The organism is Bradyrhizobium sp., from assembly GCF_035273305.1.
Classification (GTDB): domain Bacteria; phylum Pseudomonadota; class Alphaproteobacteria; order Rhizobiales; family Xanthobacteraceae; genus Bradyrhizobium.
In genome coordinates, this window is sequence record NZ_DATEPI010000068.1 from 1 (window position 1) to 20,559 (window position 20,559).

Sequence of the window (20,559 nt, forward strand, 5' to 3'; positions counted from 1 at the left end):
GGTCCCCGGTGGTGCTGGATCAAGTACCAGGTTTATTTGGTGATCTGTGATTGGGGGCCTCACCTCAGCCGACCAGGCCCTGACAATCCCGTTTTGGGCCATTTTGACGCTCAAATGCGGGGCCTTTTGATTGACAGCACAGCGGTTTCTGCCTAGAACCCGCCTGCTCGCGGGCCGTCTTCGGCCCGCGATGCGTTTCGCGACCCGTGGTCCGTTCCTTCAAGCTTAAGGGCCGGACCTGTCGGCTCCGGGAATTTCCCGGTGCACAGGAGGGCGCGTCTCCTCAAAACTTACACCGAACCAGAGGACGCGATGACAAAGCGCAGTGAGGCGAAATATAAGATCGATCGCCGTTTGGGCCAGAACATCTGGGGCCGCCCCAAGAGCCCTGTGAACCGCCGGGAATACGGCCCCGGCCAGCACGGCCAGCGCCGCAAGGGCAAGCTCTCCGACTTCGGCGTGCAGTTACGCGCCAAGCAGAAGCTCAAGGGTTATTACGCCAACATCAGCGAACGCCAGTTCCACGGCATCTATGTAGAAGCCGGCCGGATGAAAGGCGATACCGGTGAAAACCTGATCGGCCTGCTCGAGCGCCGCCTCGACACCGTGGTGTACCGCGCCAAGTTCGTCGCCACCATGTTCGCCGCGCGTCAGTTTATCAATCACGGCCACATCAAGGTGAACGGCCGGCGCGTCAATATCGCTAGTTACAAGCTGAAAGTCGGCGACGTGATCGAGGTCAAGGAATCCTCCAAGCAGCTCACCGTCGTACTGGAAGCAAACCAGCTCGCTGAGCGCGACGTGCCCGACTTCCTCGAAGTCGATCACTCCAAGATGACCGCGAAGTTCACCCGCATCCCGGCTCTGTCAGACGTGCCATTCGCGGTGCAGATGGAGCCGCATCTGATCGTCGAATTCTATTCGCGCTGATTTGTCGTCGGTGTCGGAGATAAAAGGCCCCGGTTTTGCCGGGGCCTTTTGTATGAATATGATCGCGCCGGCGATATTCCGCGGCGAGTGATTACATCCATGCGGAATTTCAAAGATTGCGGGCGTGCTATTGCACACCCTGGGTTCTGGCCTGACGGCCACACCGGATTGACCTGATCGAAGGACTTCCATGACCTACTACACCCCTGCCCCGCGCGATCCCAATGCCAGGCCTATCCGCATCAACCTGCTCTCGGATACCCAGACCCGTCCGACGCCTGGCATGCGCGAGGCGATCGCGCGCGCGGAGGTAGGCGATGAACAGATCGGCGATGATCCAAGCGTCAACGTGTTGTGCGAGCGGGTGGCCGATCTGCTGGGCAAAGAGGCCGCCGTTTTCATGCCATCGGGCACCATGTGCAACGTCGCCGCGACATTGTCGCACTGCCGGCCCGGCGATGAGATCCTGGCGCACGAGAGCGCCCATATCATCGCCCGCGAAGGCGGCGCCCATTCTGCTCTCGGCGGATTTCAGATCACGCCATTGCCGGGCGCCGACGGACAATTTTCGCCTGAGGCCTTTCGCAAAGCGCTCCATCCGCGGAGCCGTTATCAGCCGCCACAAACCGTTGTCAGCGTCGAGCAGACCGCCAACATCGGCGGCGGCACCATCTGGAAAAAAGCCGCGCTCGACGAGGTCGTGAAAATCGCCAAATCGCACGGACTCGCCACCCACATGGATGGGGCGCGATTGTTGAACGCCTGCGTCGCCTCCGACATCGGCGCACGTGAAATGTCAGCCGGATGGGATTCCGCCTGGATCGACTTCTCCAAGGGACTGGGCGCGCCGGTTGGCGCGGCGATCGGCGGTACGCGCGATTTCATCGATGAAGTCTGGCGCTGGAAGCAAAGGCTGGGCGGTTCGATGCGCCAGGCCGGCATTTGCGCCGCCGCCTGCACTTATGCCCTCGACCATCATGTCGAGCGGCTTGCTGACGACCACGCCAACGCGCGGGTGCTGGCGCGCGGCCTGTCTCAGATCAGCGGTATGGAAGTTCAGCAGCCCGAAACCAATCTGGTATTTTTCAATCCCGCCGGCACGGGCGTCAGTGGCGACAAGATGGTTGAAGCGTTGCGCGGGCATGGGGTGCTGCTGGCCATGATGGATGGCCGCATTCGTGCCTGCACGCATCTGGACGTGACGAGCGAAATGATAGAGGAGACGGTCGGGCTGGTTCGCGAGATCGTGCGACGGGCATAAGGCTAAGGCGATGAGACTGCGGGTTTCCGCGCCGCGATCAAATTCCAGCGGTGAACAAACCTGATCGCGTTGCCTTCGAGCCTTAATGCCATGCCGGCTGTGGCGCCGCACGCCGCGAGTGCTCGCACCACCGGGCGAAGTGGTAAGACGCGTGATGGGTCGTTGACGATGCCCATCCATTCATCAAATTCACGCGCCTTGTCCCAGCTCGTCAGGGCTTCGACCGCAAAGCCTGCTCCAGTCACCAGCGCCGTCAACTCGGAGCCGGGCAGCATCCGCACATGCGAGGGGTCGCGCAGGACCTCAATCGCGTTGTGCAGTTCGGCTTCCGCCGGCTGTTCTGAGGTGATGACATCGGCAACCACCAAACGGCCGCCAGGCCCCAGCACGCGGAAAATTTCCGACATGACGCGGTCCGGCCGCTGGAAATGATGCACCGATAGCCGCGTCACGGCAGCATCGAAAGTCGAGTTCGCGAAAGGCAACTCGGCGGCATTGCCTTCACGGAAGCTGACATTGCCAACTCCGGCCTCACTGCAACGCTGCGCCGCCTTTTTCAACATTTCGGGCGTGAGATCGAAGGCGACGACCTCGCGCGCCGTTTTGGCAATTGCCGCGCTCAGAATTCCTGGGCCGCAGGCGACGTCGAGCACGTAGCCGCGCGCCGCTTCGCCCAGTGCCGCGACAAAACGCTGCGTCAGTCCGACGTCGGTGATCGCGCTCGAAGCCGAAAACGTGTCCGCTTGGCGGGCAAATTCTTCCCGCACGCGATCGTCATGGTTGAGCATCGCGCTTTCCTCCTGACCTCCTCAACCCCCGAGCGCATCAGTTCTCGAGTGCTTCATAGATCAGCTTCTTCACCGCCGGCTGGATAATCTGGCGTTGCGATGGCGTCTGTTCCAGCAAGACGAAAAACATGTCCTGCTTGCGGTCGATCACGATATAGCAACCGCTTGCGCCGTCCCATTTCAGCTCGCCGAGATCGCCTGGTGGTGGCGGATTGGCATCTCCGCGCTCGGTACGCACGCCAAATCCCAATCCGAAGCCGAAGCCATCGCCCGGGAAATAGAAGTAATCGCGCTCGACCCCCGAACCAGGACCGACCTGGTCCGATGTCATCAGTTCAAACGTCTTCGGACTGAGATATTGTTTACCGTCGAGCTTGCCGCCATTGAGGATCATCTGCGAGAAACGGGCAAGGTCGGCCATTGTCGAAACCATGCCACCTCCACCGGATTCCCACTTCATCGGTACATCGGCCTTGCTTTCGAAGCCGACACGGAAATCAGCGTCATTCGGCATTGGCATTGCGATCAAATTCTTCTTGTCAGGATTGGTGACGTAGAAGCCGGTCGAGTTCATGCCAAGCGGATCCAGGAGCTTGATCTTCTCGATCCCAAGTAGCGATTTTCCCGTCACCAGCTCCATGATCCGGCCGAGAATGTCGGTGGAGTGGCCGTACTGCCAAAGTGCGCCCGGCTGGTTGGCCAGCGGCAGCTTCGCAATGCGCTCGGCGAATTCGGCGTTGTCGAAATCGCCCGCATAGATATCGGCGGCGGCATAGGCTTTGCGGACCAGGCTGTCACCATAGAAGCCGTACGTAATGCCCGACGTCTGGCGCATCAGATCGAGGATGGTGGGGGGATGGTCCGGTGGCACCAGCTCCAGCGAACTCTTGCCGTCCTCGGTCTTCTTCTCGACACCCACTTTGACGTTGGCGAAAGAGGGAATGTATTTGGAAACAGGATCTTCGAGCCGGAACTTGCCCTCTTCGATCAGCATCATCGCGACCACGCTTGTGATCGGCTTGGTCAAGGAAAAGATGCGAAAGATCGTATCATCGGTCATCGGCAACTTGGTTGCGACGTCGCGCACACCGAAAAATTCGTGATAAACCGGCTTGCCGTGCTGCTGGATCAGCAAGATCGCGCCGGGAATTTTGCCCTGCGCAACCTTGTCGCGAAGGTAATCACCGACTCGTTGCAGTTTTTGCTGATTGAAATGCGCGCCCGCCGGAATCTCGTAGGTGTCTGCCGCGCGAACTGAAGTCGCGACCGCAATCGTCACCACCGCGCAGGCAATCGACCGCAACACACGCCATGATTTCATGCCGCCCCCTCCCTTATTTTGATTTTGACGGGAGTTTAGCGTTCACCTCATTCGGCACAAGGGCTACCGAACTCAGCCAGCGCCTGCTCATGGAGCCGCGCGCTTTCGTCTGAAAAGCAGCAGAAAATGACGTGCCGGACCGCAGGGGCCACCCGCAGCGCGCCGACGGTTACCGAGACTGCGATCCGAGCGGCGCGACCGGCGGGAAAACCGTAAATTCCGGTCGAGATGGCGGGAAAAGCAACGGAAGCCAGGCCGTGCGCCTCACAAATTTCGATGGCGCGCCTGTAGCAGGACGCTAGCGCCTCATCCTCACCTTGGTTGCCGGAATTCCAGACCGGTCCGACTGCGTGGATGACATGCCGCGCCGGCAGTCGATAGCCGGCGGTGATCTTTGCCTCGCCCGTCTCGCATCCGCCGAGGGTCCGGCATTCGGCGAGAAGCTGCGGGCCGGCTGCGCGATGGATCGCTCCGTCCACGCCACCGCCACCCAGCAGTGAGCGATTTGCGGCGTTGACGATCGCGTCAACGCTCAACGTCGTGATGTCGGCAACGATGACTTCCAGCCGCGCCGTTCCGAACTGGAACGCAGCCAAGCTCAGGCGGAAGCGGGCGCGCTGAGGGTGACGCCCTTGTCGGCAAGCAACTGCTGCAGTTCACCGGCCTGGAACATCTCTCGGATGATGTCGCAGCCGCCGACGAACTCGCCCTTGACGTAAAGCTGAGGGATTGTCGGCCAGTTGGAGTACGTCTTGATGCCGTCGCGCAGGTCGGCGGACTCAAGGACGTTCAGGCCCTTATAACCGACCCCAATGTGGTCGAGGATTTGCACCACCTGGCCGGAAAACCCGCACTGCGGGAACTGCGGCGTCCCCTTCATGAATAGGACCACGTCGTTCGACTTCACTTCGTCTTCTATGAATTGTTCGATGCTCATATTCGCTTCCTTTGGCACGGCCCTGGCGACACACCCGGCAGGCCGGCATCAGCCCGTTAAACTCCAACTGCTATATATGTACTCCAAACCATTGTGCATCCAAAGTAAAATGGCGCGGAGCTGGCATGCGGGGGATAAATCGGCAGCGCGGAAATGCGGCTGGCAGCGCTAGGCCGGTCCATAGCCTAAGCCCATCGGCCTCATAGCTCGCGAGAGGCTTTTATCCCGCTCGGAAGCTCCTATTTAGGACAGGCTGTTTCGGGGAACCCGTCTTCGAAAGCCACGTTCTTTGTCCAACCGGAGACCATCGTGACGAAACCAGCATCCGCCGCGGCCGCTTCGGTCGCCCCCTGCGCGTCATTGGTATCCGATTCCGGCAGTCTGGCCCAGAAGCTGGTCGAGGCGTACCTGGAGGTGCGAAACGAGACCGAGCACCGCGCCGCCGCACTTAGCCCGGAAGATCAGCTGATCCAGTCCATGCCGGACGCCAGTCCGGCAAAATGGCACCGTGCCCACACTACCTGGTTCTTTGAGCAATTCCTGCTCGCCGAGCACAGCGAAGGCTACAAGCCTTTCCATCCCGACTACGCCTATCTGTTTAACTCATACTACGTGACCGCCGGCCCGCGACACGCTCGCCATCAGCGCGGTCATCTGACCCGTCCATCCGCCGAAGAGGTCACTGCTTATCGCCGGCACGTCGATGCTACGGTGGTGAAATTCTTCCAGGGAGCTGGCGAGGATGCACTCGCCCGGATCGTGCCGCTGGTGGAAGTCGGCCTGAATCACGAGCAGCAGCATCAGGAGTTGATGCTGACGGACATCCTGCACGCGTTCGCGCAGAATCCGATCCCGCCCGCCTACGATCCCTCGTGGAAATTCCCGGCCTCGACGCGAACGGGCGAGGCATGGGTGGCACTGAACGAGGGTATCCACACGGTTGGGCACGCCGACGACAGCTTTCATTTTGACAACGAAAAGCCTGCACATCGCGCGCTGGTCGGCCCCGTGAAGGTCGGGCGCCATCTCGTTACCAATGCCGACTGGCTCGCGTTCATGGACGACGGCGGTTATTCCACCCCGACCCTCTGGCTGATGGACGGATTTACCGCGGCCAGCAACGAAGGCTGGCAAGCGCCCGGTCATTGGCGCCAAGTCGATGGGGATTGGCGTGTCATGAGTCTCGCCGGGCTGCAGCGGGTCGATCCCGCCGCGCCCGTCTGCCATGTCAGTTATTACGAGGCGGATGCGTTCGCGCGGTGGAGCGGCAAGCACCTGCCGACCGAAATGGAATGGGAAGTTGCCGCGCGCGCCGGGCATCTCAATGATGCGTTCGGGATCGTCTGGCAATGGACCCGCAGCGCCTACGCGCCGTATCCCGGTTATCGGGCCATTGAGGGCGCACTTGGCGAATACAATGGCAAGTTCATGGTCAACCAGTTCGTGCTGCGCGGTTCCTCGCTGGCAACTCCCAGCGGTCACAGCCGGATCACCTATCGCAACTTCTTTTATCCGCATCATCGCTGGCAGTTCACCGGACTGCGCCTCGCCGACTACGCCACGTGATTTACGTCATTCAAGCGTGCCGAAAAGCGCGTTCAGGAGAGTGCCAATGAATGTTTACGCCCCCGCTTTGGCCAAAGCGCATCGGTTCGAGGAGCAGACCTCGGCCTTCGCGAGCGACGTTCTCGATGGCCTCTCGAAACATCCAAAGCAATTGGCGCCGAAATATTTCTATGACGCCACCGGATCAGAGCTATTCGAGCAGATCACGCTACTACCCGAATATTATCCCACCCGCACCGAGCTCGGAATTCTGCGCGATCACGGCGCCGACATCTCGGCGATCGTGCCCAAAGGGTCGGCGCTCGTGGAATTCGGCGCCGGCGCCACAACCAAGGTCCGGTTGCTGCTGGAGACGTGCGCGTTCGGAGCCTATGTTCCCGTCGATATTTCCGGTGACTTCCTGAAGGCGCAGGCGGATGCGCTAGGAAAGGATTTCCCGGGCCTCGCCATCTATCCGGTCGCCGCGGACTTTACTGCCGCTTTCACATTACCTCAGGCGGTCGCAGCAATGCCGAAGGTCGGATTTTTCCCAGGCTCGACGCTGGGAAATTTTGAACCGCATGAAGCTTGCGCGTTCCTGCGCAGCGCGCGCGAGATTCTCGGCCGCACTGCCCGGATGATTATCGGTGTCGATCTCGAAAAGGACGAGCGCGTACTCTACGACGCATATAACGACAAAGCCGGGGTCACGGCGCGATTCAATCTCAATCTGCTGCATCGGATCAACCGCGAACTGGGGGGCAACTTCGATGTCTCCGCCTTCACCCATCGCGCAATCTACAATCGCGATCGTCACCGCATTGAAATGTACCTGATCAGCCGCAAGGCCCAGACCGTCCGGGTGTTGGGCCGCACTTTCTCATTCCGCGCCGGCGAAAGCATCCATACCGAGAACAGCTACAAGTACAGTCCCGAGCGTTTCGCGGCACTGGCGCGCGGCTCGGGCTGGATCCCGAGCCACTGCTGGAGCGATGCCGCGGGCATGTTCTCCGTTCACGCGCTGGATGCCTCGGACTGATGCTTTTTAGATCGAGGCCCCGCCGCGCCCGATCCAAGCGACATCGACTCCCATACCGCGACAATGATCATGATCGCCGATGTCAGCAGAGACAGCATCAACGGCGACAGCGCACTCGCGAACCAGGCAAGAACCATGAGCGCCACGATCCCGACGCCATGCGACAGTTGCAGGAATCCTCTAATCGTATGCTTGAACAGAATCGTTCCGACCAGAAACAGCAACGGTCCACCGATCGCGCTCAGGACGGTCTTGAGATCCGAATGTTCGGCGGGATGGGTCAGCACGAGTTCATCGGCGACCGCCGAGAGAATGATGCCGCCCACGATCGGCATGTGCAGGTATGTATACGCTAGCCTCGCCAGCCGGCCCGGCTCGCTGGATCTTGAGATCTGCTCGGAGCCGGCTTCGGCGCCTCGGTGAAAGTAGATCCACCACATTGCAATCGCGCCGACAAAGGCCGAGGCGAAGGCCGTGACGCTCTCGGTCGTCCAGGTGAGATCGGCGAAGGTCGCCCCGGTGACAACGATCGATTCGCCGAGCGCGATGATAATGAAGCCGGCACAGCGCTCGGCCATGTGACCGCCCTCGATCACCCAATCCGCCACCGAAGAGGCGCCGTACTTCGGAATCCAGAACCGCGCCGCCGGAGAAATATATTCGATCATTAGCGCGATTGCCCAAAGCACGAGTCGCGCATCTCCTAGCGCAAACCCGCCAGCGATCCAGAAAACAGCCGAAACCGACAGCCATGCCGTGATCCGCAGCGCATTCATCCGCGCCGAGGTTCGCGCCGGTGGTGTCGATACCCAAAGGAAGACGGTCTTGCCGACCTGCATTCCGGCGTAGGCTGCGGCAAACCAGATGCCCCGGGATTCGAAAGCCTTTGGAATGGAGGTGGAGAGTACGAGTCCGCCGAGCATCAGCAGGAACAGCAGGATTCGGACTGGCGTGAGCTCCGGATTAAGCCAGTTGGTGATCCAGGAGGTGTAAACCCACACCCACCACACGGCCAGGAATAACATGGTCGTCTGCACGACCCCGAGAGGAGAGAACCTGTCAAGAAGCGTGTGGGAAATCTGTGTGACGGCAAAAACGAACACCAGATCGAAAAACAATTCGGCGTAGGTGACGCGGCTGTGCTGGTTCGGCGCCATCGGGCGAAATAACTCACCCCGCTTGCTGTCCGCTACCATGCCAATGCTACTCCGTGCCGCCCGACGCATTTAACTGTCAGCAAAGCCGCGGTCGGCAGGTATTTCCGGATCGTGAGGTGCACCGGGTTCAGTCAGGTACGCCCGTCTGCAAGGCCAACGCGTGCAAAACGCCGCCCATCTGCCCTCGCAAAGACTGATAGACGATCTGATGCTGCTGGACACGAGATTTGCCACGAAATGATTCCGAGATGACCGTTGCGGCATAGTGATCGCCGTCGCCGGCCAAATCGCGGATCGTGACCTCGGCGTCGGGAATGGCCGCCTTGATCATCGATTCGATTTCTCGGGCATCCATGGGCATCCCGGGTGTTCTCCAATGCAGCGATTTCTCGTTGCGGCATCCTAACCCATCACCCGCCGAAGCGGGAGCGGTATAATAGTTTAGGCTGCGATCAGACGCAAAATGGGCTTTTTGCGGAGTGCTCTACCTCGCGAAATTTGCCACACCATATCTGTCCGATGGATGCAAACCGGACATGCGGGCTGACCTTAGCCTGAGCCGCAAAGTAACGAGCAAGAGGCCGACCAATATGAGACTTCCCGGTCCCGACCACCCGATAACGATTACGCCGAACCCCAAACGCGTCCGCGTCTCGATCGATGGCGTCGTGATTGCCGACACCACCCACGCTTTGACGCTGAAGGAAGCGAGCTATCCCGCCGTGCAATACGTGCCGCGCACCAATGCCAATCTGGCGCTTATGGCGCGGACGGACCGGGTAACGCACTGCCCCTATAAGGGCGATGCGAACTACTTCAGCGTCATTGCCGACGGCAAGACCATCGCCAATGCGGTCTGGACTTATGAAATGCCGTTTCCGGCGATGGCCGACATCGCCGGGCACCTCGCCTTCTACCCGGACAAGGTCAAGGTCGAGGAAGTGGTTTGAAGGACGCCGCGAGCGGTCTCGGAGTTACTTCGAAACGGACTCGCCGCTAGACCCGGAAGATCGTGAGTCCCAGGATCAGGAGCACCAGGAAGATCACCACGAAAACATAGAACAGGAACCGGGCGACATCCGCCGATGCAGCAGATATGCCGGTGAAGCCGAGGATTCCGGCGATGATCGACACCACGAAAAAGATCAGCGCCCATTTCAAAATCGTCATCGCCACTATACTCCAGCTTTGGGCCACTCCGATCCCATGGGCCCTCACGAAACCGACGATGTAACTTCGCGGGATGGAACTTGTTCCAGGCTTGAAGGATCGCGATTTGGCCAGCCTGCAGGCGTGTCTGCGGCAATCTCTAGGAACGCTCGCGCGGGACGGTCGCGCGATAGAAGATTGCAGTGTTTGTCGGGTGATCGATGGCGCTCTTAATGCCGCAGGTGAACGGTCCCAAGCCCAGTGATCCCCCTGAGCGGGCCGCAAAACACCCCCTGTGGAGCGCGCAATTCGAACTTGCTGAATCAGGTTCCCGGCGGCAACATCTGGGGTCATCATCTGCGGGACTTGCATGACGTCCATTTCCAGCACTGTGGAGTCCGCTCAGGTCAGCACGGCCACACAGGTCAAGGTCCGCAATTTCGCGCTCGATCGCACCCGCACCTTCCTGACGCTGGTGGTTCTCGTCCATCATGCCGTCATTCCCTATACCTATTTCGGGCATACCGACCCCAAGTCGTGGATCGGATTTGACGGGGTCGTGCTCGCCACCGACAGTTTCTTCATGGCGATGTTCTTCTTTCTCTCCGGCCTGTTCGTCTGGCCAAGCCTACGCCACAAGGCGCCACAGATTTTTATTCGCGATCGTTTGCTCCGGCTCGGCCTGCCTTTCGTGATCGCTGCGTTGACCATCATACCTCTCGCGTATTACGCGATTGCGCTGCGCTACTATCCCGATATTGGCTTCGCCGAATTCTGGTGGAAGACGATCACCGTCGGCCCTTGGCCGAGCGGTCCGATCTGGTTTGTGTGGCTGTTGCTCGCCTTCGACCTGTCGGCGAGCCTGCTGTATCGGCTTTCACACGGGCTGGTCGACCCGATCAACCGAATGTCGCTGCGCGGCTACGACAGGCCGGCCCATTTCTACCTGTTCCTGCTGGGCATCACCGCGGTGGTTTATATTCCCGCACGCGTTTACTACGGGGCGGGCCATTGGTTCGAATTCGGCCCGTTCTCGGTACAGGCGAGCCGGCTGTTGTTCTACGCCGCTTACTTTTTCATCGGAGCGGGGGTGGGTGCTGCGCATTTCGAGCGTGGCCTGCTAAGCGCGAGCGGCCGGCTGGCCAACAGCGGCTGGCGCTGGGTGATCGCGACCCTCATTCCGTATTGCCTGCTCTGGGGGCTGATTGCCATTAAGCGCGAAATCCTTGGCAATCCCCCCGTACTGCCGAACTGGTACGAGGTGATGTACGGGCTGTGCTTCGTTGCCTTCAGCGCCGCCATCCTGTTCGCGATCCTGGCCTACTTCCTGAAATTCAACAGATCGGGATGGAGTATTTTGGACCCGATGCAGGCCGATGCTTACGGCATGTTCCTCGTGCACTACCCGATCGTGCTCTGGCTGCAATATTGGATGTTCGACTTCGATCTCCCGGCGGTCGTCAAGGCCGTGGTCGCATTCGTGCTGACGGTCATACTGAGCTGGGCCGCAACGGCGGCGTTACGCAAGATCCCCGGTGCGAAGCACGTACTCTGAAAAGGATCGTGCTGAAGAGAATCGCCAACCGGCAATTTTGATGGTCGCCGCCGCGCCGGAAGGTACCAAGATCATCATTTGGCGAATAGCCGCTCAGATCAGGACGCGCCGCCGTTCATGTAAGCCGGAAACCAGCCTTCGAACCCGGCCTTGAGTGAGGCGGTCGAAACCGCGGGTTCGCCCGCGATGGAAAGGGCATCGCCGCCGGTCGTGCCGATGCGAACGCAAGCCACATCGGCGCCCCTCATCTTTGCCAACACGCGCCCCGCGTCTTCCGCGCGCACGGTCACGATGTAGCGTGCCTGGTCTTCGCCGAACCAGTACGCATGCGGGACGATGGCCGCCGGCGCCGCCGATAGCTCCGCGCCTAACCCGCTTGCCATTGCCATTTCTGCGAGCGCGATCAGTAGCCCGCCATCCGATACATCATGCACCGCCGTTGCGGTGCCGGCGTGGATCATCCCTCGCACGACGTCGCCATTGCGTTTCTCGGCGGCGAGGTCAACGGGTGGAGGTGCGCCCTCCTCCCGGCCGCAGATGTCGCGCAGGTAAACCGATTGACCGAGCCAGCCGTGGGTTTCGCCGATCAGCAGGATCGCCTCGCCTTCGGCCTTGAATGCAAGCGTCGCGGATTTGGCGAAATTGTCGAGCAGCCCAACCCCGCCGATTGAAGGTGTCGGCAGGATGCCGCGGCCGTTCGTTTCGTTGTAGAGCGAGACATTTCCGGAGACGACGGGGAAATCGAGCGCGATGCAGGCTTCCGCGATCCCTTTCAAGCACCCCACGAATTGGCCCATGATCTCCGGCCGCTCCGGATTGCCGAAGTTGAGATTGTCGGTGATCGCCAGCGGTCGGCCGCCCACGGCGGTGATGTTGCGCCAGGCTTCCGCGACCGCCTGCTTGCCGCCTTCAAACGGATCGGCCTCGCAATAGCGCGGCGTCACATCGACAGTGAGCGCCAGCCCCTTCGGCCCGTCCTGCACCCGCACCACCGCGGCATCGCCACCGGGACGCTGCACGGTATTGCCCAAAATGACGTGATCGTATTGCTCCCAGACCCAGCGTTTCGAGCACAGCTCGGGCGTCGCAATCAGCTTTGACAGCGCGGATGAAATTCCGATCGGCGCTTTCACATCGCGGGCGTGGATCACCGGCTGCGCCGGTGAGGCCATATGAGGCCGATCGTACAGCGGCGCCTCGTCCCCCAGCTCTTTTATCGGCAAATCCGCCATGACGTCGCCGCCATGCTTCACCACGAAGCGCTTGCTCGGGGTGGTGTAACCGACTACGGCGAAATCGAGCCCCCATTTCCGGAAGATCGCCTCGGCCTGCTTTTCTTTTTCGGGCTTGAGCACCATGAGCATGCGTTCCTGGCTTTCGGACAGCATCATCTCGTAGGCGCTCATGCCGGTTTCGCGCGTCGGCACCGCGTCGAGATCGAGATCGACACCGAGATCGCCTTTGGCGCCCATCTCCACCGCTGAACAGGTCAGCCCCGCCGCGCCCATGTCCTGGATCGCGATCACGCAATCGGCTTCCATGATTTCGAGGCAGGCCTCCAGCAGCAACTTCTCCGCAAAGGGATCGCCGACCTGCACGGTCGGCCGCTTCTCGGCGGAGTCTTCGTCGAATTCGGCGGATGCCATCGAGGCGCCGTGAATGCCGTCGCGGCCCGTCTTGGAGCCGAGATAGACGATCGGCATGTTCACGCCAGACGCCGCGGCGTAGAAAATCTTATCGCTATCGGCGAGGCCAACTGCCATCGCGTTGACGAGGATGTTACCGTCGTAGCGGGTATGGAAACGCACCTGGCCGCCGACAGTGGGCACACCGAACGAATTGCCGTAACCGCCGACACCGGCGACCACACCGGACACCAGATGCCTCGTCTTCGGATGCTCCGGCGCGCCGAACGACAGCGCGTTCAAGCAGGCGATCGGGCGGGCGCCCATTGTGAAAACGTCACGCAGGATGCCGCCAACTCCGGTCGTCGCGCCTTGATACGGCTCGATGTAGCTCGGATGGTTGTGGCTCTCCATCTTGAACACCACGGCCTGCCCGTCGCCGATATCGATGACGCCGGCGTTCTCGCCCGGTCCCTGGATCACCCAGGGCGCTTTGGTCGGTAACCCGCGCAGATGCAGCCGCGATGATTTGTAGGAGCAGTGCTCGTTCCACATCGCCGAGAAGATCCCAAGCTCGGTGAAGCTCGGCACCCGGCCGATCAGCTTCAGGATGCGCTCATATTCGTCCGGCTTCAGGCCATGGCTGGCGACGAGTTCGGGCGTGATTTGCGGCTGGTTCATGAGGCTCTTGCGATGAAGCTGTCTTATTAGGGAGATCGGCGACGGCAGAAAAGTCCTTTTAGGACGCAATTTCCCGCTGTCCATAGCTTTACCGGCGGATCACGAATGCCGGCGATTTGCACATCGGGTGCGGATCGGATTTAAGGACGGAATAATTCAATTGAAGGCCTGATCGCGTGGATGACCTGACCAAATCAGCATTCCTCAACCGCCCCGACCTGCACGTTGCGACGTCAGGCGAATTCAAGGGCTGGCGGACCTGGAGCCGGGACAACTTCGAGACCCACAACGGCCCGTTCTGGCACCGCATGGAGGACGACGGCCGCATTCGTTGCGCGTTTCGCGTCGAGAAAAAGCACCTCAACGGGATGCGCAACGTCCATGGCGGCGCCTTCATGGCGTTTGCGGATTATTGCTTGTTCGCGACCGCCGCGCCGGTGCTGCAGGGGCCGGGAGTGACCGTATCGTTTGGCTGTGAATTTCTCGATGCGGCGCGCGAAGGCGAACTGGTCGAGGGGTCGGGCGAGATCATGCGGGCCGGCGGCTCGATGATCTTCATGCGCGGCTTGTTGAGAAGTGGGGAGCGCCCACTGTTCACATTTTCAGGCACTATCAAGCGAATGAAGTGGCCACCGCCAGCCCCTGCGAGCAACGACGCCGCATAACCTCATCTCTCAAGTCAGGCCACGCGCTCCAGATGCGCCGCCAGGCCTGCGAACAAGCCGCGACCGTCAGTGCATCCCATAATGTCTTCGACGTGGTTTTCCGGATGCGGCATCATGCCGAGTACGTTACCCCGCTCGTTGACGATACCTGCAATCGAATGCGCGGCGCCGTTGATGTTGGAGGGCGCGTCCACGACGCCGTCTTCAGAGCAGTACCGATAGAGCACCCTTCCCTCGACCTCGAGCCGCTTCAGTGTCTCATCGTCGGCCTCGTAATTTCCCTCGCCGTGGGCGATCGGCACCCGAATGACCTGCCCCGCGTTGTAGCCGCGCGTGAATGGCGAGTCCGACCGCTCGACCCGCAGATGCACATCGCGGCAAACGAACTTCAACTGCGCATTACGCATCAGCGCGCCCGGCAAGAGGCCGGCCTCGCAGAGGATTTGAAATCCGTTGCAGACCCCGAGCACCAGCCCACCGCCGCCCGCGAAAGCGCGAACCGCGTCCATCACAGGCGCGCGCGCGGCGATAGCGCCGCACCGCAAGTAGTCGCCGTAAGAAAACCCGCCGGGCACCACCACGAGATCAGTGCCTTTCGGCAACGACGTCTCGGCATGCCAGACCATCGCGGGCGCGTGGCCTGACGCGAGCCGCAGCGCGCGGGCCATGTCGCGCTCGCGGTTAATTCCGGGAAAAACGATAATGGCAGACTTCATGCGCAGAGTTGCCTAGCTCAGAACCTCAACCCGGTAATTCTCGATTACCGTATTCGCCAGCAGCTTGTCTGCGGCAGCTTTCAGGGTTGCCTCGGCCTTGGCTTTGTCGGAGCCCGACAGCTCGATATCGAACACCTTGCCCTGTCGAACACTGGCGACGCCATCGACGCCGAGGGACTTCAGCGCTCCTTCGATAGCTTTACCCTGCGGATCGAGAATGCCTGCCTTCAATGTAACGGTAACGCGCGCCTTCACGTATCGCCTCAGCTCTTCACCAGCACGGGGCCCGAACCGGCCGGCCGTTCATTTTCCATGAGAATGCCGAGACGCTTGGCGACTTCGGTATAGGCCTCCAGCAAACCGCCCAGGTCCCTGCGGAAGCGATCCTTATCGAGCTTCTCATTCGATTTGATGTCCCACAGCCGGCACGAATCGGGAGAAATCTCGTCGGCGACGATGATTCGCATCATCTCGTTCTCAAACAGACGGCCGCATTCCATTTTGAAATCGACCAGGCGAATGCCGATGCCCAAAAACAAGCCAGTCAGGAAGTCATTGACGCGAATCGCCAGCGCCATGATGTCGTCGATTTCCTGGGGTGTCGCCCAACCGAACGCTGTGATGTGCTCCTCCGAGACCATGGGATCGTTGAGCTGATCGTTCTTGTAGTAGAATTCGATGATGGAGCGCGGCAGTTGCGTTCCTTCCTCGATTCCGAGGCGCTGTGACAGCGATCCCGCCGCCACATTCCGCACCACGACCTCCAGCGGCACGATCTCGACCTCGCGAATCAGTTGCTCGCGCATGTTGAGGCGGCGGATGAAATGCGTCGGCACCCCGATGTCATTGAGGTGCTGGAACAGGTATTCCGAAATTCGATTGTTGAGGACGCCCTTGCCCTCGATCACCTGATGTTTTTTGGCATTGAAGGCCGTCGCATCGTCCTTGAAGTGCTGGATCAGGGTTCCCGGCTCCGGACCTTCATAAAGTACCTTTGCCTTGCCTTCATAAATGCGGCGTCGACGGCTCATTGGGATGTACCGTGTGTTGTTGAAATCCATGAATTTGGTGTGCTCCGGATGACCTAGGGACTGCGACCCACGACGGAGCTGCCGTGAAGGCCAGGAAGGGGAAACAGAACAAGAACCCGGCCCGGGCCCAACCTATCCGATTGGCCTAAGCAGCACAATCGATCCCGACCCGAGGCGGCCAGTTTTACAGTCCCAACTGCGACTTTGCGGCTGTTGTTTTTGGTCACTTACTCCAGTTATTTAGGCGCGCAGGAAGCCTGGTGCAACAAATCGCCCGTTTGGCGTTTCGCTTCAGAATCGGAACCTTGACCATGACCACATTCGACAAGCGCGAGGAAGCGTTCGAAAGGAAATTCGCTCTCGACGAGGAGCAGAAATTCAAGGCCGAGGTCCGCCGCAACAAGCTGCTCGGGCTGTGGGTGGCGGAGAAACTCGGCATGACCGGCGAGGCCGCCAATGCCTACGCCAAGGATGTGGTCGCGGCCGATTTCCTGGAGGCCGGCCACGCCGACGTGGTCCGTAAGGTGATCGCCGACCTCGACGCCAAGGGCATTGCTATTACAGAAGAGCAGGTCCACGCCCAGATGACCGAGCTGCTGGCTCAGGCCATCCTCGAAGTGAAGGCGGGCACGTAGATCGATCTCCGGTCGGCTTGAAAAGGGATCACGACCCGATATCTCTCAGCCCTCCTTGAAGCCGTATTCCGGAACGTTGCCGCTCGCTCCGTAATATTTATACGGAAGGAATTTGCCGGACATCGTGATCTTGACCCGGTCACCCTTTGGATTGGGCAGCCGCTCCATCACCATGTCGAAGTCGATTGCCGACATGATGCCGTCGCCAAATTGCTCCTCAATCAGCGCCTTCCAGGCCGGGCCGTTCACCATTACCAGTTCGTAGAACCGATAGATTAGCGGATCGGTCGGCGGCATTTCCATGCCGCGCATCGGTGTCTCGTTCAGCATCGCGGTTTCGGATTTGGACAGGCCAAACAGCTCGGCGGCATTGGCGGCTTGCGGCTTTGTCAATTTCATCTGGCCGAGTATGGCGCCAACGATCAGCACTTCGGAGTAGCCGCCAATTTTTTCGCAGATGTGTTTCCAGCTCCATCCGTTGTCTCGCTTGATATCGAGCAGCTTTTCGGTGAGGTCTGATCGTTTCATATCTGGTCTCCCTTCAGGCTTGGACGTGCAGCATCGCAGGCAAAGAGCATGCCAAACTTGCACGCGGGGCACGCATCACGATCCGATCCGGTTGGCGATCATTGACGCCAGCCGATCGAGTTCAGCGCCGACGTTGTTCTCGACCTCCGCAACCTGCATCCGGATGACCTGGTAGCCACGCGATGCCAGCCATGATTGCCGCACGGTCCGATCTGTTCCGATTACCTCGTTCTCATGCGGATTGATCAGCTCGATCGCAATGCGGTGCACGAACGAGACAAAATCGGGAATGTGACGGCCGACCGGCGTCTGGCGCTTGAACTGTCCCGCGAAACGGCGGTCAGTGGTCAGCGCCTGCCACAGGATTCGTTCCGCATCGGTTGGATTTCGTCTCAGCAAGCGCGCCAATCCGCGCACCGTGCCACTCTCGGAACGTATCGCGCCCTGGCCATGCTCGGCGAGTAGCGCGCGCAATCGCGTGGCCTGTTCGCCATCGAGCACACCACCCTTTGCCGGCCCCTTGCGCCCCTCCGCGATCGCCATCACCACACCGTGCAGCGTGTGCATGTCCTGCTTGGTCGGCTCCATCCGGCTGAAGATGTTGCGTAGATTGACCAACATCGTGTCGCGCTTTTCCGCAGGCCGCAAGAATTCGACCTTGTCGAGTTCGTTCACCAGATTATCGAAGAACGCCTGCATCTGGTGCTGCGAAGCGCGTCCCGAACGCTCCGGCATCGCAAACGGCAGCGCGCCGGCGGTAGACAATTTGAACCATTCATAGCCGGTCAGCAGCACCGCCTGCGCCAGGTTGAGCGAGGCAAAGCCGGGATTGACGGGAAAGGTGATGATGCGGTCGGCGAGCGCTACCTCCTCGTTCTGCAAACCATAACGTTCGCGCCCGAACAGGATGCCGACCGTGCCGCCCGACTTGAGCTCGCCGCCCATCTCCCGCGCGGCTGCTTCGGGCGCCACCACCGGCTTGGCCTGATCGTGGGCGCGGGCCGTGGTGGCGAACAGTAGCGTGCAGTCAGCGACTGCTTGCTCGACGGTGTCGAACAGCTCGACCCGTTCAAGTATGTGATCGGCGCCAGCGGCGGCGCGCTGGGCGCTGACGTTTGGCCACCCGTCGCGCGGTTTGACGATGCGCAATCTGGCTAGCGCGAAATTGCCCATGGCCCGCGCAGCCATGCCGATGTTTTCACCCAGCTGGGGCTCAACGAGAACAACAACGGGACCGGCAAGGTCCATGCCTGTTTTGGTCCTGTCGGTGCCCGAGCCGGACATTCACTTCACTTTCTTTCAATCCCTGAGGACCTTGTATCAGGCTGCGAACAATCTGATTCAGCGCTGAAGCCGCGAACCTCACTCGACCGCCGGACGGCAGCGTTTCTCAAGCAAAATAGTCGGCTTGCAACTACTTGCTGAATCTCGATCGAAGCCTCAGACGCAGCGCCCGCAACCGATGCGCGTGCGCGCGGCCCGGTCACGTTATCAACCACAAACGCTACAGGTCTGGAAGGTGTTTCAGCGCCTGGTGGCCTGAAGAAAACCCCATGAAAATAAGCTGGAGCTACGTCGGGGGTGGTGTCGGTCAGGACCGACGGCTTGGCTCGGAGTTGGCCTGAAACTGCATAGCCGCGTGGCTTTCGCCTTAACCTTTGCAGTGCTATAGCGCGGCTATCTCACCCTCCGTCCAACGCGCTATCTCCCAAAAAGGCCCGATCTCCATGGCAAAAATCAAGGTGACCAACCCCGTCGTCGAACTCGATGGCGACGAGATGACCCGGATCATCTGGCAGTACATCAAGGACAAATTGATCTACCCGTTTCTGGACATCAACCTGATGTATTTCGACCTCGGGATGGAATACCGCGACAAGACCAACGATCAGGTCACGGTGGACGCGGCGAACGCCATCAAGAAAGTCGGCGTCGGTGTAAAATGCGCCACCATCACACCGGACGAGGCGCGGGTGAAGGAATTCGGCTTGAAGGAGATGTGGAAATCTCCGAACGGCACCATTCGCAATATCCTTGGCGGCGTGGTCTTTCGCGAACCGATCATCTGCAGGAACGTGCCGCGGCTGGTGCCGGGCTGGACCAAGCCGATCATCATCGGTCGTCACGCGTTCGGGGACCAGTACCGCGCCACGGACTTCAAGTTTCCCGGCAAGGGCGTGCTGACGATGAAGTTCGTCGGCGAGGACGGCAAGGTGATCGAACGCGAGGTGTATAAGGCGCCCAACGCTGGCGTCGCGCTCGCGATGTACAACCTTGATGACTCAATTGCCGACTTCGCCCGAGCGTCCTTCAACCAGGGACTGTCAAAGGGCTACTCGGTCTATCTCTCGACCAAGAACACCATCCTCAAGGTTTATGATGGTCGGTTCAAGGATATCTTCCAGGAGATTTTCGATTCCGAATTCAAGTCGCAATTCGAAGCCAAAAAGATCACCTACGAGCATCGGCTGATCGACGACATGGTCGCCGCCGCGATGAAGTGGTCCGGGGGCTACGTCTGGTCGTGCAAGAACTACGATGGCGACGTGCAGTCCGACACCATTGCGCAGGGCTACGGTTCGCTCGGCCTGATGACGTCGGTGTTGATGACGCCGGATGGCAAGACGGTGGAAGCCGAGGCTGCACACGGCACGGTGACGAGGCATTACCGCGAGCATCAGAAGGGCAAGGAAACCTCGACCAATTCAATCGCGTCGATCTTCGCCTGGACGCGGGGCCTGTCGCATCGCGCCAAGCTCGACAACAATGCGGCGCTGGAGAAGTTCGCGCTGACCTTGGAAAAAGTTTGCGTCGATACGGTCGAGGCCGGGTTCATGACCAAGGATCTCGCCTTGCTGGTCGGCGCTGACCAGCGCTGGCTCTCCACGACCGGCTTTCTCGACAAGGTCGCGGAAAACCTCACCAAGGCGATGGCCGCCTGATCAACTTCACCGTGGCGAAAACTCCTGGCGCGCTTGCCACACCATCGGACGGCT

General features: G+C 60.2%; 22 protein-coding genes. 9 read left to right on the plus strand and 13 right to left on the minus strand.

Annotated features, from left to right (window positions below; genetic code table 11):
* Positions 1–312: 312 nt before the first annotated feature.
* On the plus strand, positions 313–930 hold the full coding sequence (gene rpsD, locus VJV58_RS04335) for a 30S ribosomal protein S4 (RefSeq protein WP_324136111.1): 618 nt from the start codon (positions 313–315) through the stop codon (positions 928–930).
* Positions 931–1,120: 190 nt separating this feature from the next.
* Positions 1,121–2,191 carry a threonine aldolase family protein gene (locus VJV58_RS04340; protein WP_324136112.1) on the plus strand — a complete coding sequence of 357 codons (1,071 nt, stop codon included), beginning with the start codon at positions 1,121–1,123 and terminating at the stop codon, positions 2,189–2,191.
* A 2-nt stretch (positions 2,192–2,193) separates the two neighbouring features.
* On the opposite strand, the gene VJV58_RS04345 is transcribed toward VJV58_RS04340, so the two are convergent.
* Genes VJV58_RS04345 through grxD form a run of 4 tightly spaced genes read right to left on the minus strand, consistent with a single transcriptional unit; the run spans position 2,194 to position 5,237 of the window.
* Entirely contained in the window at positions 2,194–2,979 is a 786-nt protein-coding gene (locus tag VJV58_RS04345) for a class I SAM-dependent methyltransferase (protein WP_324136113.1), read from the minus strand.
* A 37-nt stretch (positions 2,980–3,016) separates the two neighbouring features.
* A complete protein-coding gene (locus tag VJV58_RS04350; protein ID WP_324136114.1) occupies positions 3,017–4,300 on the minus strand; it encodes a serine hydrolase domain-containing protein in 1,284 nt (427 codons plus the stop codon).
* Positions 4,301–4,347: 47 nt separating this feature from the next.
* The gene (locus tag VJV58_RS04355; protein ID WP_414641400.1) at positions 4,348–4,896 is read right to left on the minus strand and encodes an O-acetyl-ADP-ribose deacetylase; all 549 of its coding nucleotides are present in this window, start codon (positions 4,894–4,896) and stop codon (positions 4,348–4,350) included.
* Positions 4,897–4,898: 2 nt separating this feature from the next.
* A complete protein-coding gene (grxD, locus tag VJV58_RS04360; protein ID WP_324136115.1) occupies positions 4,899–5,237 on the minus strand; it encodes a Grx4 family monothiol glutaredoxin in 339 nt (112 codons plus the stop codon).
* 309 nt (positions 5,238–5,546) lie between these two features.
* Between grxD and egtB the strand changes: the two genes are divergently transcribed.
* Positions 5,547–6,803, plus strand: coding sequence for an ergothioneine biosynthesis protein EgtB (gene egtB / locus VJV58_RS04365; RefSeq protein WP_324136116.1), 1,257 nt, complete (start codon positions 5,547–5,549; stop codon positions 6,801–6,803).
* A gap of 46 nt (positions 6,804–6,849) precedes the next feature.
* Positions 6,850–7,821: an L-histidine N(alpha)-methyltransferase gene (gene egtD, locus VJV58_RS04370; RefSeq protein WP_324136117.1), complete on the plus strand. Its 972-nt coding sequence runs from the start codon at positions 6,850–6,852 to the stop codon at positions 7,819–7,821.
* On the opposite strand, the gene VJV58_RS04375 is transcribed toward egtD, so the two are convergent.
* Positions 7,797–9,017 carry a low temperature requirement protein A gene (locus VJV58_RS04375; RefSeq protein ID WP_324136118.1) on the minus strand — a complete coding sequence of 407 codons (1,221 nt, stop codon included), beginning with the start codon at positions 9,015–9,017 and terminating at the stop codon, positions 7,797–7,799. The two genes, egtD and VJV58_RS04375, sit on opposite strands and share 25 nt — an antisense overlap.
* Positions 9,018–9,105: 88 nt before the next feature.
* Entirely contained in the window at positions 9,106–9,339 is a 234-nt protein-coding gene (locus tag VJV58_RS04380; RefSeq protein WP_324136119.1) for a BolA family transcriptional regulator, read from the minus strand.
* A gap of 229 nt (positions 9,340–9,568) precedes the next feature.
* Between VJV58_RS04380 and VJV58_RS04385 the strand changes: the two genes are divergently transcribed.
* Entirely contained in the window at positions 9,569–9,928 is a 360-nt protein-coding gene (locus VJV58_RS04385; protein WP_324136120.1) for a DUF427 domain-containing protein, read from the plus strand.
* Between the two features lie 46 nt (positions 9,929–9,974).
* Here VJV58_RS04385 and VJV58_RS04390 read toward each other — a convergent pair whose 3' ends face one another.
* Complete coding sequence (locus tag VJV58_RS04390; RefSeq protein ID WP_324136121.1) at positions 9,975–10,148, minus strand: DUF1328 domain-containing protein; 174 nt, start codon at positions 10,146–10,148, stop codon at positions 9,975–9,977.
* A gap of 349 nt (positions 10,149–10,497) precedes the next feature.
* On the opposite strand from VJV58_RS04390, the gene VJV58_RS04395 reads away from it, so the two are divergent.
* A complete protein-coding gene (locus VJV58_RS04395) occupies positions 10,498–11,682 on the plus strand; it encodes an acyltransferase (RefSeq protein WP_324136122.1) in 1,185 nt (394 codons plus the stop codon).
* Between the two features lie 98 nt (positions 11,683–11,780).
* On the opposite strand, the gene purL is transcribed toward VJV58_RS04395, so the two are convergent.
* Positions 11,781–13,988 (minus strand): phosphoribosylformylglycinamidine synthase subunit PurL, encoded by a 2,208-nt coding sequence (gene purL / locus VJV58_RS04400; protein ID WP_324136123.1) that lies wholly within the window; start codon positions 13,986–13,988, stop codon positions 11,781–11,783.
* A 176-nt stretch (positions 13,989–14,164) separates the two neighbouring features.
* Between purL and VJV58_RS04405 the strand changes: the two genes are divergently transcribed.
* The gene (locus tag VJV58_RS04405; RefSeq protein WP_324136124.1) at positions 14,165–14,653 is read left to right on the plus strand and encodes a PaaI family thioesterase; all 489 of its coding nucleotides are present in this window, start codon (positions 14,165–14,167) and stop codon (positions 14,651–14,653) included.
* A gap of 14 nt (positions 14,654–14,667) precedes the next feature.
* On the opposite strand, the gene purQ is transcribed toward VJV58_RS04405, so the two are convergent.
* The 3 genes from purQ to purC are packed head-to-tail and all read right to left on the minus strand — an operon-like array spanning position 14,668 to position 16,400.
* On the minus strand, positions 14,668–15,369 hold the full coding sequence (gene purQ / locus VJV58_RS04410) for a phosphoribosylformylglycinamidine synthase subunit PurQ (protein WP_324136125.1): 702 nt from the start codon (positions 15,367–15,369) through the stop codon (positions 14,668–14,670).
* A gap of 12 nt (positions 15,370–15,381) precedes the next feature.
* Positions 15,382–15,624 carry a phosphoribosylformylglycinamidine synthase subunit PurS gene (gene purS / locus VJV58_RS04415; protein WP_324136126.1) on the minus strand — a complete coding sequence of 81 codons (243 nt, stop codon included), beginning with the start codon at positions 15,622–15,624 and terminating at the stop codon, positions 15,382–15,384.
* A gap of 8 nt (positions 15,625–15,632) precedes the next feature.
* Positions 15,633–16,400, minus strand: coding sequence for a phosphoribosylaminoimidazolesuccinocarboxamide synthase (purC, locus tag VJV58_RS04420; RefSeq protein WP_008974302.1), 768 nt, complete (start codon positions 16,398–16,400; stop codon positions 15,633–15,635).
* Between the two features lie 311 nt (positions 16,401–16,711).
* Here purC and VJV58_RS04425 point away from each other — a divergent pair, with 311 nt between their 5' ends.
* Complete coding sequence (locus tag VJV58_RS04425; RefSeq protein ID WP_324136127.1) at positions 16,712–17,035, plus strand: DUF1476 domain-containing protein; 324 nt, start codon at positions 16,712–16,714, stop codon at positions 17,033–17,035.
* A gap of 45 nt (positions 17,036–17,080) precedes the next feature.
* Here VJV58_RS04425 and cynS read toward each other — a convergent pair whose 3' ends face one another.
* A complete protein-coding gene (cynS, locus tag VJV58_RS04430; protein ID WP_324136128.1) occupies positions 17,081–17,563 on the minus strand; it encodes a cyanase in 483 nt (160 codons plus the stop codon).
* Positions 17,564–17,638: 75 nt separating this feature from the next.
* Entirely contained in the window at positions 17,639–18,847 is a 1,209-nt protein-coding gene (locus tag VJV58_RS04435) for a TrmJ/YjtD family RNA methyltransferase (RefSeq protein ID WP_324136129.1), read from the minus strand.
* A gap of 443 nt (positions 18,848–19,290) precedes the next feature.
* Between VJV58_RS04435 and VJV58_RS04440 the strand changes: the two genes are divergently transcribed.
* Entirely contained in the window at positions 19,291–20,505 is a 1,215-nt protein-coding gene (locus tag VJV58_RS04440; protein ID WP_324136130.1) for an NADP-dependent isocitrate dehydrogenase, read from the plus strand.
* Positions 20,506–20,559: the final 54 nt, after the last annotated feature.

What these genes read in the sequence shown, in the direction of transcription:
- rpsD (WP_324136111.1), top strand. Translation starts at nt 313, where the DNA reads ATGACAAAGCGCAGTGAGGCGAAATATAAGATCGATCGCCGTTTGGGC.
- VJV58_RS04440 (WP_324136130.1), top strand. Translation starts at nt 19,291, where the DNA reads ATGGCAAAAATCAAGGTGACCAACCCCGTCGTCGAACTCGATGGCGAC.
- purC (WP_008974302.1), bottom strand. Translation starts at nt 16,400, where the DNA reads ATGAGCCGTCGACGCCGCATTTATGAAGGCAAGGCAAAGGTACTTTAT.
- VJV58_RS04375 (WP_324136118.1), bottom strand. Translation starts at nt 9,017, where the DNA reads ATGGTAGCGGACAGCAAGCGGGGTGAGTTATTTCGCCCGATGGCGCCG.
- grxD (WP_324136115.1), bottom strand. Translation starts at nt 5,237, where the DNA reads ATGAGCATCGAACAATTCATAGAAGACGAAGTGAAGTCGAACGACGTG.
- VJV58_RS04395 (WP_324136122.1), top strand. Translation starts at nt 10,498, where the DNA reads ATGACGTCCATTTCCAGCACTGTGGAGTCCGCTCAGGTCAGCACGGCC.
- VJV58_RS04340 (WP_324136112.1), top strand. Translation starts at nt 1,121, where the DNA reads ATGACCTACTACACCCCTGCCCCGCGCGATCCCAATGCCAGGCCTATC.
- egtD (WP_324136117.1), top strand. Translation starts at nt 6,850, where the DNA reads ATGAATGTTTACGCCCCCGCTTTGGCCAAAGCGCATCGGTTCGAGGAG.
- VJV58_RS04390 (WP_324136121.1), bottom strand. Translation starts at nt 10,148, where the DNA reads ATGACGATTTTGAAATGGGCGCTGATCTTTTTCGTGGTGTCGATCATC.
- VJV58_RS04435 (WP_324136129.1), bottom strand. Translation starts at nt 18,847, where the DNA reads ATGTCCGGCTCGGGCACCGACAGGACCAAAACAGGCATGGACCTTGCC.
- VJV58_RS04345 (WP_324136113.1), bottom strand. Translation starts at nt 2,979, where the DNA reads ATGCTCAACCATGACGATCGCGTGCGGGAAGAATTTGCCCGCCAAGCG.
- VJV58_RS04350 (WP_324136114.1), bottom strand. Translation starts at nt 4,300, where the DNA reads ATGAAATCATGGCGTGTGTTGCGGTCGATTGCCTGCGCGGTGGTGACG.
- purQ (WP_324136125.1), bottom strand. Translation starts at nt 15,369, where the DNA reads ATGAAGTCTGCCATTATCGTTTTTCCCGGAATTAACCGCGAGCGCGAC.
- VJV58_RS04385 (WP_324136120.1), top strand. Translation starts at nt 9,569, where the DNA reads ATGAGACTTCCCGGTCCCGACCACCCGATAACGATTACGCCGAACCCC.
- VJV58_RS04380 (WP_324136119.1), bottom strand. Translation starts at nt 9,339, where the DNA reads ATGCCCATGGATGCCCGAGAAATCGAATCGATGATCAAGGCGGCCATT.
- cynS (WP_324136128.1), bottom strand. Translation starts at nt 17,563, where the DNA reads ATGAAACGATCAGACCTCACCGAAAAGCTGCTCGATATCAAGCGAGAC.
- VJV58_RS04425 (WP_324136127.1), top strand. Translation starts at nt 16,712, where the DNA reads ATGACCACATTCGACAAGCGCGAGGAAGCGTTCGAAAGGAAATTCGCT.
- purL (WP_324136123.1), bottom strand. Translation starts at nt 13,988, where the DNA reads ATGAACCAGCCGCAAATCACGCCCGAACTCGTCGCCAGCCATGGCCTG.